Raw genomic sequence first — 17,263 nt, forward strand, 5'->3', positions numbered from 1 at the left:
AAAAGCCTGTCAAAATTTGCTACAGGCACCCCAAATTCTTTATGTTGTAAAAACTGTGGGATACCGTATGAACTACTATGCGCTTGAAGGCCTTGTATTTTCTGACCCACAACGCTCCCATTTTAAGAACAAACACTTAGCAACTATTTAATGAATTCAGCAAAAACATCACGACACCCTATTTTATTCCAGCGGACACTATGTTCATGGCTAGCTGTTATTGTGCCTTTGCTATTTTTACTCAAGGTTTCGAGCGCTTACGCAACCTTGTCTATAGCGACGTGGAACATGGAATGGTTGAGTGACAAAAACGACATCATTCAGAGTAAGCGAACGGAAGACGATTATTTGATGATGCAAACCGTATCTTCAGTCATTGATGCTGATCTGGTTGCGTTTCAGGAGGTCGATAGCGAAGCATCGCTTGAGAAAGTGCTTAACCCTGCCGACTACGATTTTTATTTCTCAGATCGCGCCAAGTACTTCAAGAAAAGCCGTGGTAGCCATCAGTTCACTGGCTGGGCGGTAAAAAAAGGTATCAAGGTCTTTGATCACATGGATTATCAGCCGCTCGGTTTACCCACTTTCTTATCTAGGGGTGACTTGCGTTATGGTGCGTATATCGAAGTGGTACGCGACAACCAGCCCTCGCTGCATCTGCTTTCCATTCACCTCAAATCGGGCTGCTTTGAAACGCCAGTTCGACGCAACAACAGCTGTAAAAAGCTCGCCAGACAAATCGAAGCTCTGGGTATTTGGATTAATGCCCGCCTCAAACTCGGACAGGAATTCGTTATCGCCGGCGATTTTAACCACTACATGAATGAAAAAAATGAGTGGGTCTGGGATCAGCTTGTGGACGAAGTCGGTGAAGAGAATATGGTGAAGCTCACCCAATACACAGACGCCAAATGTAAGGCGCGAAAATACAACTATCGAACCAAACGCTGGGAACATGTTGTCTACCGAAAACTCATTGACCACATTGTCGCCAGCCCGGGTGCGTTACCTGAATCTTCGACGCCAAAAGCGCGCCAATATCAATACTCTTATCACGCAGTCGCGACATATCGCCTTTCAGATCACTGTCCTGTGATTGTCGACTTGTAAGTTTCCTGAACTTCCCCACAATGCCCTCTTTTTGCGGCGCTTTTAAGTCGCTCTGACCTATTACTGACAAAACTCGCAACGCCCGCTTTTACAATGCGGTAAAACAAGAAAGATGGAACACCAAAATGAAAGTTTACAAAGCACCTTTGCTTGCTGCTGCCCTACTCCTATCCCTGCCTACCCTTGCTGCACCGGAATTGGTTCCTGCCACCATGCTCGATTACGGGCACTATGAAAAAGTGGAAGAGGTAACCATTCATGGCGACATCAACGACAACATTGTCAATCTCGCAGAAAACAATCTGACGGACAAAGATGCTGATCTGTTCGTGATTGACGAGATCAGTGAAGATATCGACCAAAATATGTTGGTATTGGATGTCTCTCTTTATAACGACCTGAATGATGGATTGGTGAAAGCTAATTAAGATCGACGCTGTCAGTCATCTCTTCATGTGCCGCGGTTTTTCTTCACTAGCATTCGTTGTAGAATCTCGGCACGTGAAGGACAACAATAAAATTACAATGATTACTGGCACTCTGAGCAAAATGAAAAGCACGCTGGATAACGGCGTCAACTACTCCCTTCCAGTCGGTGATACCGATATTTCTCTCAATTCCCTGATTGGCAAATCACTCAAACTGACATACACCGGCAATATCTACTGTGACGCATGTGGCGCCAAAACCAACAAAAGCTTCAGCCAGGGTCACTGTTTCCCTTGCACCAAAAAGCTTGCGCGCTGTGACATGTGTATTCTGAAACCAGAAACCTGCCACTTTGCCGAAGGCACTTGTCGTGAGCCTGAGTGGGCAGAACAGTTCTGTATGACCGACCACATCGTTTACCTTTCGAATACTTCGGGTTTGAAGGTCGGTATTACCCGTGCCAATCAGATTCCGACCCGTTGGGTGGATCAAGGTGCAACGCAGGCACTGCCGATTCTAAAGGTGAAAAGCCGTCATCTATCAGGTCTGGTGGAAATTGCGATTGCTGAGTTCCTGGCAGATAAAACCAACTGGCGTGCAATGCTGAAAGGCGACAATGTTGAGTTGGATTTGCATGAAGAAGCGCGTCGACTGTTGCCTCAAATTGATGCCAAGATTTACAGCCTGCGACTGCAATATGGTTTTGACGCCGTTGAGCCGATTCAGAACGACATCATCGACATCAGTTTTCCTGTGACGGAACACCCAACCAAGATTACGTCACTGAACTTTGATAAAGATCCTGTGGTTTCAGGTGTGTTGAAAGGAATTAAAGGCCAGTATCTGATTTTCGATACCGGTGTGATTAATATCCGCAAGTTCACCAGCTATGAAGTGACTGCGGAATATTGAGTATGCCCAAACATTCCCCCTTCCATCAGGAAGGGGGAACTTTCAAAACTACTTCAATGTTACTTTAAACTGCTTTCCACCCCAGCCATGCACGTTGTCATGAGCTTCTACATAAACTTCCTTAATATCTACTGGAATCTCTACACCAGAAAGGCTGCGTGTAAAAGGCTGCTCGTTAACATGGGGATGATGTAACACACGCGTACCCAACACTTCGCCTTCAGCGGTGACAACACGCCAAGCATCGGCATAGTGCTCCCAACCTTCATCAGCGTGTTCGACTGTGGCAGAAAAACGGTAAGACTCACCACTCTTGGTCGCTGTTGCATTTACCACATCGGCTTTTCCAGCCCAAGCAATTCCAGCGAAGAGCATCAAACTTGCTGCGATCAGTCTTTTCATTTTTCTTTCCCTCTTTAGGGGCTGTTGACCTTTGGTGGTTAAATTTTGTTCTAGCTGTAAGCGTTTTAGGCGCGGCGAGGTGTGTTTCGCCGAGTCATTCTAAGCAAATACACCTCAACAAAGGTAAACAGCCCTAGCGTTTAATGGCAATCCCTGTCGCTTCTGACACTGCATTTAAGTTGTCTTCTGAGCCAAGTGACAAGCTCCAGTTCACTGTACCGCCATTGGCAATCAGCATACAGGGGGCGCCCAGCAAACTGATGTCGTCGGTCTGAGCCTGAAGTGTCATCTGATTTTCCTGAAACTTCACCATCACTTCATGCATGGTCGCAATAACGCGGCCGCCGGGAATCGTAATCACCATGTTTATTTCCCTTTGTGCTGAAGTACAGCCATCGTCAAGCGACTGGTGCACACTAACCGTCCGCGCTCATCAGTGATTTCAATCTGCCAGACTTGTGTCGTCGCACCCATGTGAATCGCTTGGGCTTTGCCAGTGACATACCCAGAGCGCATTGCGCGAATGTGATTGGCGTTAATATCCAGACCGACGCAATACTTATTTTCTTCCACTGCCATGTTGGCTGCCAGCGAGCCTAGGGTTTCAGCAAGAACCACTGACGCACCGCCATGTAACATACCTAACGGCTGGTGGGTTCGGGAATCTACAGGCATAGTTCCCGTCAGGCAGTCATCACTGAACTCGGTATAAACAATACCGAGATGTTCAACCAAGGTGTTTTTCGAGGTGGCATTCAAGCCTTCAAGCGAAATGGGTTTCTTCCAGATAGACAAAACAGTCCCCTTCGATGATTTTTTGGTTTTGAGTTGTTTTGGTATTATCTTTGTTGTCACTTTTCTACGCTACTGGCTTTTGTCGCAATCAGTGACATTTAAAGTCTTCCGTCAGTCTTACTTGTTTAATTCAGACCTATGGATCCTTTACTATATAGGCAGGATTATTAAGGGCTTAAGGAATAGCTTTATGAAGATCAACAAAATCAAATACACAGTCGCTGCGGCGCTGTTGAGTGCGTTGATTGCTGGTTGTACAACATCACCAACCGGTCGCAGCCAGTTTATTCTCGTTTCAGGTTCAGAGATGGCAACTCTGGGAGCGCAGTCTTTTTCTGAACTCAAGAAGAATGAAAAAGTCAACACAGACAAAAAGACCAACCAATATGTTCAGTGCGTGACAGATGCCATTCTAGAAGTAACGCCTCCGCAGCCGGACTTTGATGAATGGGAAGTGGTGGTTTTTGATAGTGATCAGATCAATGCATTCGCGCTCCCTGGTGGGAAAATTGGTGTATATACCGGTTTGCTGAAAGTCGCGAGAACACAAGATCAACTCGCATCAGTTATCGGCCACGAAATCGGTCATGTAATGGCGAATCACGGTAGCGAGCGCGTTTCCAGCTCACTAGCTGCAAATAGCGCGTTACAAATAACAAGTATCGCTTTGGGTGCATCAGGGACAGCGGATGCTGACCTTATTATGGCGGGATTAGGTCTCGGCGTGAATGTCGGTGTTTTACTGCCATTTAGCCGTACCCACGAGTCTGAGTCAGACTTGATTGGTGTGCAATTGATGAACGAAGCGGGCTTTGATCCTAACCAGAGCGTTGCACTGTGGCGAAACATGGCGAAAGCTTCTGATGGCGCTCCACCGGAGATTCTCTCCACTCACCCATCACACGACACACGAATTTCTGACTTACAAACGGCTATCAACGAATTGCCACCACCGACCCGTAAAGCGCCTAACTGCGGCAGCCCAAATCTATTCGGCTAACGCCGTTTGATTAACTGAACGTCGGAAACAAAAATGCCAGCGAGGACGCTGGCATTTTTCTGTCTGGTGATAGCTATTGAGAAGCCAAAGCTTCACCCGTTACATCTGCCACCGATATAAACATGTGCTGCGCTTCACCGCGCAGGTTCACCATGGGGTTTAGCGTTACATTCTGGTACATGAAGCTGGCTTGGCCCGTTATCGGACGAACATTCCGGCAATGGAATAGATATGGGCGCTGCTTCCACACCACAAAGCTTCGGCATTTTAATTCAAACACTGGTCGGCATTTAGCACGGAACCAACTTTCCGGGATCTCAGGGAATACATCAAACAGTGACTGCCCTTTCACTTTATTTGGGTGTTTGCCAGTGTGGTGAACCATAAACCCATTCCACATATGGATGTTGAAATCACGGTCAACGACAATCAAACCCATGTCGATATTCTGAACCATATCGACCATCCAGTTGAATTGTTCAAATTCTGGTGAGTCAATCATGGTTACTCCTCGTCATCCATCAGGTAAGCCAGTTTCGCGTCTAGAAGTGGCAAGGACTCATCGACTAACAGCAACAACAAGTCACACTTGATGTTGGTGCCATCAATGGCGTAACTCACTTCGATTGTCACAGTCCGTTTCCACGTTCCACGCATATTCTCTGCCAGCTTATCGACCGATTGGTGTTGGCCAATAATGGCTGGATAGCTTTGGGCAAACACTAAACCGGCTTGCTCACCAATACCTGAAAGGAAAGCACTGATCAGCACGTTGCTGACATCAACAAGCACTTCGAGGTCATTATCTACACTACCGTCATCCGGATAATCCAGAATGCCAAGTAGGTCTTTCATGGAAGAATCAGAGATCAGCATCAAGGCTTCACCGGCTAGACCCTCACCGCTAAACCCCTGACAAATACCGTTCATGTTGTCGTTGTTGGCAAGGTGCTTGATGGTCATGGTGAGCTCACTCACCTCAAGTACATTAACGTGTGGGAGAGGCATATGAACAAATACGTCAAAGTAGCGTGCCAGCGAGTCTGCCGCGCGACCCATTGCCACGTTCACGACTTCCATATACATCTCGCGGCGGCCAATTTTCATGTCCGCTGGTGGTTGAGCTGGTTTTGGTGAGGAAGAAGGCTCGCTGTTTTTAAAGGGTTGTAAAAGCTCGGTCAATTTCTCCTGACTGACAGGCTTCTGTACGAATGCTTTTGCGCCCAGAGAGAGGACTCTCTCTTGCGCTTTTGGTTGTATGTCGCCTGATACGACAAAGACGGGAACATTGATACTGTTGGCTCGCATCACTTCCAGTGTTTCAAAACCATCCATTTCTGGCATGGTCAAATCGAGGAACATAACGTCGAAACTGGAAGACTGAAGTTGCTCGATGGCGACTTTGCCATTTTCGGCGAAAGTCACTTCTGCATTAACGAATGCTGGCAGCGACCGAGCAAGTTGCTTCCGTGCTAATGCAGAGTCGTCGGTGATTAATACTCGGGTTGTCAAAATCTCCACCCCTAAATCCGGCTGCGTATTCTATTGATTGGAATTGTTGTTGTAAGCAAGGCTACGAAATATAACGCAATTTTCAAGGAAATATGACCTTACTCCCATAAGCATAGTTGTTAAACAGGCCTATTGGTCTCGGTGGAAGTAATTTAATGTGATGGGGAGACGGATTGATCAAACTTCGGCTCCCCCATTTGGTCACTATGGGTGATCAGGAAGTGGCACGTTACCAAATGCTGAAAGTTCCCTTTTCACTTTGTCGAGATCTGAGCTCAGATGGTCAAACTGCTCTATCATCGCGGTGTTCTCTGCTTTCTGCGAATTAAAATTGTCGCAATCGCTTTGGGATACCTTGTTCCATGAGTTCCCTTTCTTGTACTCGGCACAGGCTTTTTGGTTTAGCTCCAATTGGTGTGCACCTTTGAGGATTTTCTCGTTCAGCTCACCAACCGCTTGTGTTAAACGGTAACGTTCTGCATACAAAACATCAGTATCCGTCACCCGCTTTTTCAGTTGTGCTATCGCGATGGATTGGGATTCCATCGTCTTTTCCAACTGTCCGGTTTTACCTGCGTAAGCTTTTGCCTTCTGTCCTAACGTCGCTTTAAGCGCCGCAATTTCAGCATCTTTCTCTTCAATCTGTTTTGTGAGTGATTCAGCATGTTCAATCGCTTCATCGCCTTGACTACCCAATTTAGCCAGTTGTTTCTGAGTATCTGCCAACGCCAGTTGCGCATCGGACAACGCAGCGTTTGCCTCCTCCAACTGCAACTTCGTACCGTTTTCAATGGAAGACCAATGGTTCCAGGCCACTAGCCCACCTAAAAGCAAACCACCCGCAAACAGCAATGCACCTTTTTTATTTGTGCTTGTCATTGTTTGTTCCTTGCAGCTGTCACTGCCTAACCCCAAAAAAATAACTGCCACCATGATAGCGCATGGTGGCAGTTATTAATGTTAGCTGAAGGAAAATTTTCTTTATATTTCTTTTACTTGGTCAAGGTTTAACCAAGGTCACATCACCCTTTGGAATACAACAACATGCGAGTACAAGACCATCTTCTTTCTCACCCGGGAACAGAGCCGGCATATCTGGTTGTTCTACTTCACCTTCGACCAAACGAAGCTTGCAGCATCCACATACTCCTGCGCGGCAGCTGTAATCCACATAGATGCCTGCCTCTTCCGCTTGAACCAAAATTGGACGCTGGTTTTCACCGCGGATGAACTCGCCTTCGATATTGATGTTCACTTCCATCGCTGGCGCATCAACACCCACTGTTGGTGGTGTGAAGAACTCCTGATGGCGTTGGTTCTCGGGAACGCCCAAGGCTCCAAGTAGATTCATGGCGGACTCCATAAACCCTTCCGGACCACAAACAAAGACTTCACGTTGAGTGAGTTTAGGCACTAATGCGAGATGCTCTTGGCTCAAGCGACCAGACATTCCCTGCCAATCATCTGAGGGCTGACTCAACAATGTCATAACGTTCAAGCCAGCATGGGCAGCTTCAAGAGATTTAAGTTCTTCTGCGAATGGGATATCTGCTTCCGTACTGCATTGGTGCAGGAAAACCACGTCATTGACTTCGTTGTTATCCGCCATAGCACGAAGCATCGACATCATGGGCGTGACACCACTACCGCCTGAAAGCAGCAGCAGTGTCTGTCGCTTACCAGAATCATCGCTCAAGTGGAACTGACCATCTGGTTGCTGCGCTTTGATTTTGCCACCAGCTTCCAGATTGTCGTGCAGCCAGTTAGACACTAATCCACCATCAACACGCTTGACCGAAATCGATAGCTTATCCGGACGAGTTGGGGAAGAAGAAAGCGTATAACGACGCTGGATACGTTCACCATTGATATCCAATTCAATGGGAAGGTGTTGTCCTGCTTTGTAAGTAGGTAAGGTGCCTTGCTGGCTGGTAAACCAGAAGGTTTTGAAATCACGGGCAACGTCTTCGACTTCGCTGCATTTGAGATTTAGTTTTGGCGTGGTGTTGTCTTCGTAGACTTCCGGTTCACGGTATTCCAGAACTTTGATTTCATCATCTGCGGAAATCAATCCTTCATTCAGGGCAACCAGATTCATACCGAAATTCACGTTCCCTTCTTTGTCGGTGCGGAATTGGCTCAGCGTGGTGATAGGCTCACCGTTCACACGGAATCGACCACTTTCTAAATCAAGCGTGGTAAACACACATCGGCTGCACGGACGGTCGACCTGAAACGTCACGCCACCAATGCGTATTTTTTCCCAGCGGTCTTCTTCGAATGCATCACAGCCGGTCGCCACAATGTTAGTACGGAACTGGTCCATGATGTGTTTATCTGGGGAGCGTTCGTTCAACGCTTCCAAAGAGGCTTCTGAAATGACCAAAAGCGGATACCCATCTGCAAAGCTGACTTTGGTTTGAGCGCTTTGGGAAAAACGTGGGGAAGATTCTTCACCCGTAAACAACAACTGCTTATTGCCACCTAGCAAATGGCTGAACCATGCATTGGCGGTAGATGTTGTGGAGTATCCTGCGAACTCGTCTTTCCAGACGCCTGTCTGCACTTCACTCATAGAGAATTGAGAGTACTTCAACACCAAAGGAGACATGGTTGGATGGGTCAACGTAATACCGTTGGACTGAATAGCCACAGACACTTCAGTCAGCTTTGGCTCGGTGCGTCCGGTGACCATTTTCCCCGTGCTATCCGTCACCATAAAGCGGCGATCGAAACTCAGGCCAATTTTTTCTACCCAAGCGTTGGAGAGCGAGATGCCTCCTGCCGATTTAACGGGAAATACATTTATCTGGCTGACTTTTGTGCTCACGCTGACTCCTTTCTATTTGTACCCAAACAACCTGAAGATGCTGGATTCAGGTCGTTTGGGTATATATGTAAACGCCGATTCTGTATTGTACAGAATCGGCGTTTTATTGCTCCAACAAACTGTTCAGTAAGAGAAATGCTTCACTGATATCTTACTGAACTAACAGGCAATGCTTTTCCCTTCAGAAGCGATGATTTGCGCTAGTCGATCAGGCTCACTCACTAACGTCGGATACTTAAGATACAAATGATGTAAACAGGTCAGACATAGAGATATACAATCATTAGTTTTCTCACGGATCTCCTCTGCATCCCACCACGCTTCGCCGGACAGGATGAGGTTCCAATCACGGGTCAGCATTTGAGCGACTTCAACGGCCTCTTGTGCATCACCTTTGATCAACACGCTAACTGCCTGAGCAACGTTCTCGGCTTGAGAACCTGCACCAAATATATTGCGCAAAGCGAGAATCGCATCCAGCAAGCCATCCAACCTTTCTGGCTGCCTCGCCGCACTGAACAGTCTGCCAAAAGCGAGTCGAATACCCGTTGAATCGGTATCTTCCAGCAGCAAACTCCAGTTTTCCAAATCGTCCAACACACTGTTGGTCACTGACACTGGCTCTTCTGCTTCTTTTACTGTGTCGACAACCTGCTTTGCCCCTTCCAGGGAAAAAGGGTCGATATGCCAAGCCCATTCAGGCGCAACAAACGGCGGCGTTTGTTCGAGAAAACACATCGCCATGCATAAAGTTATGTTTAGTTCGGTCGCGACTTTGTCGTTCTCTGCATCCATCACATCATCAGGCCATTCATCGTCATCCAACAAATCTCCCGCATTGATGGCGTAAGCAAAGCCGGATTCCAACATAAAGCCACTGTCTTTGCGCTTTGCCATCTGACTTGGCAATTGAAGAACATATTCAGCGATCGCTGGTGTGTATCGACGAATGGTTCCCCACTTTGTATCCAACGCATCAAAATCAATCAGAGAGGCATTGCGAAAGCCAACAAACAATGGAATCTGCGCCACTTCACCGTCAGCCACGCTGCGTGCTATCTCGAGCATTTCCAATACGGTTTCGACGAAAATATCTGCAGAAATAGGCCCACGCACACGCATCAAGTCATAGCTGTTAATGAGAAGAGCAGCAGGAAGTGAGGAAAGCGTGATAACGCCACGTTTGCCTTTGGAATCTGCATAATGGCCGAAGGTCTCACTCGGCTCATTACCAATGGTTTCGAACACACGCTCAAACGAATGATCTTCGATGAAGTGTCGATACAGAGTTTTGTGGCCAGGCAGGTGCATGATCGCGGCACTCAAATGACCCGAGGCGCGATAAAACAAATGAGGACGTGCCCCCGCTTTTACCAGAAAAAGTGGGTAGAGTTCTGCTGCTACGTTGGCCAAGCTTCGCGCAAGGGGATCAGTCGCATTGACTACTGGCGTTGTGCCTCCGTTTTGGCGGCGCCACACAGAAAACATATGCTGACCGTTTTGCAGCACATGCGGCAAACGATGGAAAAATGACTGTTCGATATCGCCTTGAGAAACCGCGACTGCACGCATTTGTCGGCACAGTTGAATGTAGGAAGACAGTGTATCTTTTTGCTTGGCATTCAAACGCGCCTGATGTTGCAGCACCAACCTCGCGTCTGCTTCAGAAACGTTCAAAATGTAACTGACAACGCGGTGCCCCATGGCTTTGACGAAATTCGGGATAGGTTCTTTCAACGGCATATCACCCCCAGCGTCAATCTCTTTCGCTACACCCCATTTAGCGAGAGAGTCGTCTATCCAAACAGCGCTCGCGAGAGGCTATTTGATCGTATCACCACATGCTTTGAGAAAAGGCAGGCTGTTTGGACTTCTTATGTTTTTGTTATCGGCAGCGCGTTAGAAAAATATAGCAGTTAGGGCACAAGATCTTCGGAAAACAAGCTCGTTTCCTGAATTTCCATTGTCAGTTGAGAGAGTTACCGGTAGCAATTTTTTTCAGAGCTGACCAAACTCTTTCGCCCGAGGGATGCAATCGGGACTGGTACCTGTAAGCGTAGTAAGAGACCTGCCGAATATGCTTCTTATCGCCAATAACAATCAAACGACCATCTCTGATTTCATCACGTATCGAAAAGTCCGGCAGCCATGCGACTCCCTGACCTTTCACTGCCTGTAGCTTTAGCATGTCGACCATGGAAGAAAGAAAGACAGTTTTTAGATTGAGTTCACTACGAAGGGAGTCAGTTTGTCGTCCCATGTATGAAGCCGGATTGTAGGCCAGCCATGGTGTTGCTTCTTCAGATTCGAGGGAAAACTTTGGCAACCCTTTTTCGTTGGGTGCTGTAACGGGTAGCAAATCAGCATGACCCACCTTAATGTAGTCAAACGGCGGTAATTTCAGGTGTTCGTTTTCAAATGCCAATAACAAATCACACTCGCCTTGTTGAAGTGCATCTACGGCTTCATCTACGTTCATGGCGTCGACACTCAGCATTGGCTGTGTTTTGGGCCTAAAGGCTTGCTGAATCGAGAGCGTCATATCTAACGCCAATGAATGAGCAGAAGCGATGCGCACCAGGCTGCCATCAGAATAGTTGAGCGCCGAGATCTGGCTGATCCCCTCTTCCATCTGATGAACCAATGTTCTCGCGGTAACCCGGAAGATTCGACCACTGGCTGTTAATGCAACGGGGGTTTGGGTGCGATCAATCAGTTCAGCGCCGACAGACTGTTCTAACATGCGAATACGGCGTGAAAAAGCAGGTTGGGTAATATTTCTAAGCCCTGCTGCCGTCGAAAAATTCCGTGTTTCTGCCAAAGCCAGAAAATCTTCCAGCCACTTACTTTCGATATTCAAGCCCACTTCCCATGCTTTGTTTCTATTCCTATCGACATTCTAATTTCATAGACGAAGTTTAAGTCGATATAAATCACATAATTCTTAGTTTTTGATAACCAATCGGCATAGGTGAATCACAAACGGCATTTTTCCACGACGACTAACCCTCATATAGTTAAAACATCACCTTAGGACATCATGCAGCACGCAAGGCGTGCCGGAGAAAAGGAAAACGATGAACATCCCAGCCCCATACCTTCTTATGCTCGGCGACAGCCACGACCCACTCGCGATCAAAACTGCCCGTGGTATCCACTACTGGCGACCAGAGAAATGTCTAGGCCAATTACGTTTGAACGATGGTGTACCTTCACTTGGCCTTCCAGAAATGGATGCAAATATTGCATACGCGCAAGGCGCCAAAACCTTTGTTCTGGGTACAGCAAACGCCGGTGGTGTGTTGGCAGAACACTGGATCCCAATGATTGTTGAAGCGATTGAAATGGGTATGCATGTCGCTTCGGGCTTGCACCAGCGTTTGGCAGACGTGCCAGCCATTGCGGATGCAGCAGAAAAGGCGGGCGTTCAACTGTTTGATTTGCGCCACCATGCTGAAAAGCTGGATGTGGGAAATGGCAAGAAACGTTCTGGTCGACGTCTTTTGACCATAGGCACTGATTGTTCTGTGGGCAAAATGTTCACCACCTTGGCGCTTGAAAAAGCGATGAAAGCACGTGACATGAAAGCCACCTTCTGCGCGACAGGGCAAACAGGCATTTTGGTGGAAGGTAAAGGTATTGCAGTAGATGCAGTGATCTCAGACTTTATCGCAGGTGCAACGGAAGCGTTGTCGCCAGCATGCGACGCCGATGAGTGGCAACTGATTGAAGGTCAGGGCTCTTTGCTCAACCCTGCGTTTTCCGGTGTCACTATGGGTCTACTGCATGGTTCCCAGCCTGATGCATTGGTCCTTTGTCACGAAGCCAATCGCCCGCACACCCGCCATATGCCTCATATGCCAATGCCAGCAGTCGAAGACATTATGGAGCTTGGCTTGAGCTTAGCAAAACTCACCAATCCAAACCCTCGCTTTGTTGGCATGGCAATTAACACCTCTGCACTTAGCGAAGAAGAAGCCAAGGTCTATCTTAAAGAGATGGAAGAAAAGCATGGATTGCCAGCCACCGATCCGGTTCGATTCGGTGTAGAAAACATCGTCAATCATCTGGTCACCAGTTACGAGGGTTAAGATGCAGATAAACGCGCAGATAGCCACATACAACCTAAAGCGCCCCTTTACGATTTCTCGTGGAAGCCGAACGCTAGCGGAAGTGATTCAAGTGACCATCGAGAAAGACGGCAAAAAAGGGACGGGGGAATGTTCGCCAACTGGACGTTATGGGGAATCCTTTGAAAGCGTCTTAGCACAGATTGATTCGGTGAGAGGAAAAGCCTTTGACCGTACACAATTAAAAGCGCTTTTGCCTGCAGGTGCTGCCCGCAATGCCTTAGATTGTGCGCTCTGGGATCTGGAATCAGACAACTTCCCTGATGGCTTTTCGCTGCCAGAGTTTATTCAAACAGCAATGACCGTTTCGATTGCTTCACCGCAAGAAATGGGCGAAGAGGCTAAACGCTATGTGGAGCAAGGCGCAACGCTGATCAAGGTAAAATTAAACGGTGATGATGTATTTGAGCGACTTTCAGCGGTTAGAGCTGCTGCTCCGGATACCACATTGATTGTCGATGCCAATGAAGCTTGGGGGGATCTGGATATCGAAGCGACGATTCAACAAATCGCACCACTAAACATTGCCATGGTTGAACAGCCCTTACCTGCCGCTGAAGACGAAGCGTTGCGCCATGTTTCCAGCCCAATTCCACTTTGTGCCGATGAAAGCTGTCATACCGCAGATGATGTCGACAGTTTGATAGGCAAATACCAGATGGTGAATATCAAATTAGACAAAACTGGCGGTTTGACGGCAGCGTTCGAATTGGAACAAGCAGCGCGTGCTAAAGGAATGCAAGTGATGGTCGGTTGTATGCTTGGAAGTTCTGTCGCCATGCGCGCAGCTCTACCAGTCGCAGCCACTGCGGTATTGGTTGATCTCGATGGTGCGTTCCTGATCAGTGATGATGTTCAGGGCGGCTTAAACTACCAAAACGGTAATATCATTCTCTAGGGGGTGTTAACTATTTCATATCTTTAGCTCACAAAGAGGATGAAATGCTTTCATGGCGTTTCATCCTTTTTTGTTGCTTTGGAGCGGGTCACAAAAATAGACACCTAAATTGCGACAAATTGTTAACAGCCATCTTGACCACCTACATACCGACCACTATTCTAGCGTACATGTGTACGCTGGAATTTTGCGGTATTTAACATGGAATCAAATAACACAAATAAACCACCGATCATTTGGCTGAATGTCTCGGTGTTTGTCGTCACTTTTGCGGTAGCGATAATTGGTACGCCACTTTGGGCTTACTATCATGGCTTCGATTGGGCCCAAATCGCGATGCTCCTCGTCGCCTTTACCTTTAGCGGTATGTCAATCACAGCGGGTTACCACAGACTCTGGTCTCATAAAACCTACGAAGCCCACCCTATTCTGAAATTCATTTTTGCTCTTGGCGGCGCTTATGCTGTTCAAAACAGCATCCTTCACTGGTCTTCCGACCACCGCGTGCACCACCGTCATGTCGATGACAACGACACCGACCCATACTCCGCAAAGCGCGGCTTCTGGTATTCACACATCGGATGGATGCTCCGTGAATATCAAAAACACCGCTACTCCGATTACAGCAACTGCCGTGACCTGCAGAAAGACAAGATCGTCATGTGGCAGCACAAGTATTACCTCCCATTGGTCATTGCCACCAACTTCGGTATTCCTATTGCCTTTGGTCTGATTCACGGTGATTTGTGGGGTGCTATCATCCTGATTGGTTTCACCCGTTTGGTGCTGAACCATCACTGTACTTTCTTTATTAATTCTCTAGCGCACATCTGGGGTAAACAACCTTACACAGAGAAAAACACGGCGCGTGACAACGGTATTCTGGCATTCCTGACTTTCGGTGAGGGCTACCATAATTTCCACCACATCTTTGAAAATGACTACCGCAATGGCATCTACTGGTGGCAGTTTGATCCAACAAAGTGGCTGATTAAATCAAGCAGCTGGCTTGGGTTGACGAAAAAACTTCGTATCACGCCACCAGATCGCATCGAGAAAGCCAAGGCAAGAATGATGCTGAAAAATATTCAAGCGCGTTTGAGCCTCACGCCAAACGCGACACATCGCTTGCAGATTGTTGAGCAAGAATATGAGGCATTGGTATCTCGCATGAGTGAATACTATGAAGCCAAGAAGCGATTGCTTGACCTGAAAAAGCAGAACCTGCTGAAGAAGTACGAGCGAGCCATTCTGCTGCAGCAATTGCAGATCCTGAAAGCAGACTTTCAGAAGCAGAAGCGTAATTGGATGACGCTTACCGCTTCTTACGCATGAATATTGATTGAGACTAAAAGCGCAAAGGGCAGAGAAATCTGCCCTTTTCATTTCTAAAACGATAAAGTCTTCACACCAAATAGATGCATAATATCAATTACATGCCAGTATCCTTGCTCATCCATTTTGCAAGCACATGGTATTCACCTTGTTGAAAGCAAAACAGGCAAACATCCACAGTGCTGTTATGACAAACTTTCAGATGGAACGCGCTGAGACGAAAGGAAACTGAACTTGGAAATCCGACAAGCAACACCATTCGATATCGAAGAGATATTCGACATCTATCAACAAATTGCCCAAAAACACTTCGATAACGCACCGAATGCCTTTAACCCTCCCTCACAAGAAGACAAAAGTTTTCTACTTTCCAAAATCCAAGATGATGCCTGGTGGTTTGCCGTTGCGGAATCAAAGGGCCAGATAGTCGGATATGCCATGGCAAGGTTGGACAGAAATGAAACCGTGCCATTTTTGGCCAAGACATTGATTTGCCGTTTAAACACCATAGTTGTTGATCAGACTGTACAAGCCAAAGGAATGGGTAGAGCGCTGATTGAAGCTTGTAAAAGTTGGGCCTTTGAAAGTGGAGCCGTAGAAGTGCGTTTAGAAGTGATGTCATTCAATGAAGACGCTGTCGGATTCTATGAGCACATGGGATTCGAAACGCTGTCTCACACCATGAATCTGAAACTATAAACCTCAAAAAAAAGTAGCCGGAGTGATTTTCATCCTCCGGCTTTTTCATTTCTTTGCCCTTAGCGCGCTGTGATTCTGAGTGACGCTCTTATCAAAGCCGCTGGCAGCATCAATGTCAGGAACCAAATTGGTAGGGAGCCACCACCACCGCTGGTGCTTTCGACCAGCGGAAGTGTTGTATCAGGCTCATAGTCGGTTCTTAGATTGAACAAGTCCATCTCGAAGGTAACATCTGGTTTTTGATAGCCACCCATTTTCTCAGATATCCAGTTGTAGTAACTGGATATCTGAGTAAAACCGTCTTCATTGTTGACGGTGGCGCAACCTTCCCAAGAAGTGAAGCTCACCACGCCTACCGCAAAATATCCCTGATCACTATCAGAAGTTGCTAAAGGATCTTGCCAAATCAGTGGACCGCCTGAGTCTCCATAACATATACCCGTTGGTTCCGAGCTGTTAGCGCAGATGAATGACGAATAAACGCCATTGTGGTCGTTGCCGAAACAAGTAAAGTCATCAACACCGTTCATTACCGTGAATTGTAAAAATCGGCTTGCATAAGAATTCGTTCCTGTTTGACCCCAGCCAGAAACGAAGAGGTTTCTGGTTTCAGCAACTGCAAATTGAGCATCTAGCTCATGTTGTTTTGTCGGTGGCAGAATCGCAATTGGGGAGGCTGAATCAGGAATCTCTGACGCTAAATGAAGTAAGGCGATATCTGACCTAAGAGAGTGGTCATCATAATCTGGGTGTGAATCAATTCGTGTCACTGATATTGAGTTTTCACTCGTAACATCAGCCATGTCCTCGACACCAGCCACTACTTTTAATAGATAAGGGTTTACGTTTTCAACGCAGTGAGCAGCAGTCAAGACATGCTTCTTCCCTATAATAATGCCCCCACAATTCTGGTATCCATTAAAAGTCAAAGCGACTTGCCAAGGTACATTTGAGATTTGTACATATGACCCAGAAACGATCGCAGGTGATAGTTGGGGTTCATCAGCGCTTGCTGAACCAGCAAATGACATTCCAGTCGCAGTAAGAAGTAACGCTTTAACGATTTGACCTTTCATCGCAACACCTCAAAAGAATCCATTTAATCAACGGGTTGACGATATCCTGCGATCATACTAATGGCTTTATTTACTCAGTCACTTCTCGGCTCAACTCTCATTAAATGTCTATTTTTACACTCACTAACCACCAAT

Annotated in this window: 18 protein-coding genes; 8 read left to right on the forward strand and 10 right to left on the reverse strand. The window is 47.0% G+C overall.

Features of this window, described 5'->3' with window-relative positions:
• Positions 1-288: 288 nt before the first annotated feature.
• From GCE9029_RS15550 to GCE9029_RS15560, 3 genes are all read left to right on the forward strand, one after another.
• The gene (locus tag GCE9029_RS15550) at positions 289-1,110 is read left to right on the forward strand and encodes an endonuclease/exonuclease/phosphatase family protein (RefSeq protein ID WP_062664530.1); all 822 of its coding nucleotides are present in this window, start codon (positions 289-291) and stop codon (positions 1,108-1,110) included.
• Positions 1,111-1,235: 125 nt separating this feature from the next.
• Positions 1,236-1,538 carry a hypothetical protein gene (locus tag GCE9029_RS15555; protein WP_062664532.1) on the forward strand — a complete coding sequence of 101 codons (303 nt, stop codon included), beginning with the start codon at positions 1,236-1,238 and terminating at the stop codon, positions 1,536-1,538.
• A gap of 97 nt (positions 1,539-1,635) precedes the next feature.
• The gene (locus tag GCE9029_RS15560; protein ID WP_062664535.1) at positions 1,636-2,451 is read left to right on the forward strand and encodes a DUF2797 domain-containing protein; all 816 of its coding nucleotides are present in this window, start codon (positions 1,636-1,638) and stop codon (positions 2,449-2,451) included.
• 48 nt (positions 2,452-2,499) lie between these two features.
• Here the strand turns inward: GCE9029_RS15560 and GCE9029_RS15565 are convergent, their stop codons facing one another.
• The 3 genes from GCE9029_RS15565 to GCE9029_RS15575 all read right to left on the reverse strand — a co-directional run bounded on the left by GCE9029_RS15565 (position 2,500) and on the right by GCE9029_RS15575 (position 3,648).
• Positions 2,500-2,853, reverse strand: a complete 354-nt coding sequence (locus GCE9029_RS15565) for a hypothetical protein (protein WP_062664537.1) — start codon at positions 2,851-2,853, stop codon at positions 2,500-2,502.
• A gap of 133 nt (positions 2,854-2,986) precedes the next feature.
• On the reverse strand, positions 2,987-3,217 hold the full coding sequence (locus GCE9029_RS15570; RefSeq protein ID WP_062664540.1) for a DUF3389 family protein: 231 nt from the start codon (positions 3,215-3,217) through the stop codon (positions 2,987-2,989).
• A 2-nt stretch (positions 3,218-3,219) separates the two neighbouring features.
• On the reverse strand, positions 3,220-3,648 hold the full coding sequence (locus tag GCE9029_RS15575) for a hotdog fold thioesterase (RefSeq protein ID WP_062664542.1): 429 nt from the start codon (positions 3,646-3,648) through the stop codon (positions 3,220-3,222).
• Positions 3,649-3,838: 190 nt separating this feature from the next.
• On the opposite strand from GCE9029_RS15575, the gene GCE9029_RS15580 reads away from it, so the two are divergent.
• A complete protein-coding gene (locus GCE9029_RS15580) occupies positions 3,839-4,648 on the forward strand; it encodes a M48 family metallopeptidase (protein WP_062664544.1) in 810 nt (269 codons plus the stop codon).
• Between the two features lie 73 nt (positions 4,649-4,721).
• Here GCE9029_RS15580 and GCE9029_RS15585 read toward each other — a convergent pair whose 3' ends face one another.
• The 6 genes from GCE9029_RS15585 to GCE9029_RS15610 form a co-directional block, all read right to left on the reverse strand.
• On the reverse strand, positions 4,722-5,150 hold the full coding sequence (locus GCE9029_RS15585) for a PAS domain-containing protein (RefSeq protein ID WP_002536101.1): 429 nt from the start codon (positions 5,148-5,150) through the stop codon (positions 4,722-4,724).
• Between the two features lie 2 nt (positions 5,151-5,152).
• Positions 5,153-6,160 (reverse strand): response regulator, encoded by a 1,008-nt coding sequence (locus GCE9029_RS15590; protein ID WP_062665708.1) that lies wholly within the window; start codon positions 6,158-6,160, stop codon positions 5,153-5,155.
• A 204-nt stretch (positions 6,161-6,364) separates the two neighbouring features.
• Entirely contained in the window at positions 6,365-7,039 is a 675-nt protein-coding gene (locus tag GCE9029_RS15595; RefSeq protein ID WP_063856896.1) for a hypothetical protein, read from the reverse strand.
• A 121-nt stretch (positions 7,040-7,160) separates the two neighbouring features.
• Positions 7,161-8,990, reverse strand: a complete 1,830-nt coding sequence (locus GCE9029_RS15600; protein ID WP_062664546.1) for a hybrid-cluster NAD(P)-dependent oxidoreductase — start codon at positions 8,988-8,990, stop codon at positions 7,161-7,163.
• Between the two features lie 159 nt (positions 8,991-9,149).
• Positions 9,150-10,733, reverse strand: coding sequence for a hypothetical protein (locus GCE9029_RS15605; protein ID WP_062664548.1), 1,584 nt, complete (start codon positions 10,731-10,733; stop codon positions 9,150-9,152).
• 223 nt (positions 10,734-10,956) lie between these two features.
• Positions 10,957-11,850, reverse strand: coding sequence for a LysR substrate-binding domain-containing protein (locus tag GCE9029_RS15610; RefSeq protein ID WP_062665710.1), 894 nt, complete (start codon positions 11,848-11,850; stop codon positions 10,957-10,959).
• Positions 11,851-12,067: 217 nt separating this feature from the next.
• Here GCE9029_RS15610 and dgcN point away from each other — a divergent pair, with 217 nt between their 5' ends.
• The 4 genes from dgcN to GCE9029_RS15630 all read left to right on the forward strand — a co-directional run bounded on the left by dgcN (position 12,068) and on the right by GCE9029_RS15630 (position 16,052).
• The gene (gene dgcN / locus GCE9029_RS15615; protein ID WP_062664550.1) at positions 12,068-13,081 is read left to right on the forward strand and encodes an N-acetyltransferase DgcN; all 1,014 of its coding nucleotides are present in this window, start codon (positions 12,068-12,070) and stop codon (positions 13,079-13,081) included.
• Between the two features lies 1 nt (position 13,082).
• Entirely contained in the window at positions 13,083-14,018 is a 936-nt protein-coding gene (gene dgcA, locus GCE9029_RS15620; protein WP_062664552.1) for an N-acetyl-D-Glu racemase DgcA, read from the forward strand.
• Positions 14,019-14,219: 201 nt separating this feature from the next.
• Positions 14,220-15,353, forward strand: a complete 1,134-nt coding sequence (locus GCE9029_RS15625) for an acyl-CoA desaturase (protein ID WP_062664554.1) — start codon at positions 14,220-14,222, stop codon at positions 15,351-15,353.
• Between the two features lie 234 nt (positions 15,354-15,587).
• A complete protein-coding gene (locus GCE9029_RS15630) occupies positions 15,588-16,052 on the forward strand; it encodes a GNAT family N-acetyltransferase (RefSeq protein WP_062664556.1) in 465 nt (154 codons plus the stop codon).
• A 59-nt stretch (positions 16,053-16,111) separates the two neighbouring features.
• On the opposite strand, the gene GCE9029_RS15635 is transcribed toward GCE9029_RS15630, so the two are convergent.
• A complete protein-coding gene (locus tag GCE9029_RS15635; RefSeq protein WP_062664558.1) occupies positions 16,112-17,128 on the reverse strand; it encodes a serine protease in 1,017 nt (338 codons plus the stop codon).
• Positions 17,129-17,263: the final 135 nt, after the last annotated feature.

The organism is Grimontia celer, assembly GCF_900055185.1.
Classification (GTDB): Bacteria; Pseudomonadota; Gammaproteobacteria; order Enterobacterales; family Vibrionaceae; genus Enterovibrio; species Enterovibrio celer.

Excerpts from the sequence above, each read along its gene's own strand:
- dgcN (WP_062664550.1), top strand. The coding sequence starts at position 12,068 with ATGAACATCCCAGCCCCATACCTTCTTATGCTCGGCGACAGCCACGAC.
- GCE9029_RS15560 (WP_062664535.1), top strand. The coding sequence starts at position 1,636 with ATGATTACTGGCACTCTGAGCAAAATGAAAAGCACGCTGGATAACGGC.
- GCE9029_RS15570 (WP_062664540.1), bottom strand. The coding sequence starts at position 3,217 with ATGGTGATTACGATTCCCGGCGGCCGCGTTATTGCGACCATGCATGAA.
- GCE9029_RS15565 (WP_062664537.1), bottom strand. The coding sequence starts at position 2,853 with ATGAAAAGACTGATCGCAGCAAGTTTGATGCTCTTCGCTGGAATTGCT.
- GCE9029_RS15555 (WP_062664532.1), top strand. The coding sequence starts at position 1,236 with ATGAAAGTTTACAAAGCACCTTTGCTTGCTGCTGCCCTACTCCTATCC.
- GCE9029_RS15550 (WP_062664530.1), top strand. The coding sequence starts at position 289 with ATGGAATGGTTGAGTGACAAAAACGACATCATTCAGAGTAAGCGAACG.
- GCE9029_RS15585 (WP_002536101.1), bottom strand. The coding sequence starts at position 5,150 with ATGATTGACTCACCAGAATTTGAACAATTCAACTGGATGGTCGATATG.
- GCE9029_RS15595 (WP_063856896.1), bottom strand. The coding sequence starts at position 7,039 with ATGACAAGCACAAATAAAAAAGGTGCATTGCTGTTTGCGGGTGGTTTG.
- GCE9029_RS15635 (WP_062664558.1), bottom strand. The coding sequence starts at position 17,128 with ATGAAAGGTCAAATCGTTAAAGCGTTACTTCTTACTGCGACTGGAATG.
- GCE9029_RS15605 (WP_062664548.1), bottom strand. The coding sequence starts at position 10,733 with ATGCCGTTGAAAGAACCTATCCCGAATTTCGTCAAAGCCATGGGGCAC.
- GCE9029_RS15625 (WP_062664554.1), top strand. The coding sequence starts at position 14,220 with ATGGAATCAAATAACACAAATAAACCACCGATCATTTGGCTGAATGTC.
- GCE9029_RS15580 (WP_062664544.1), top strand. The coding sequence starts at position 3,839 with ATGAAGATCAACAAAATCAAATACACAGTCGCTGCGGCGCTGTTGAGT.
- dgcA (WP_062664552.1), top strand. The coding sequence starts at position 13,083 with ATGCAGATAAACGCGCAGATAGCCACATACAACCTAAAGCGCCCCTTT.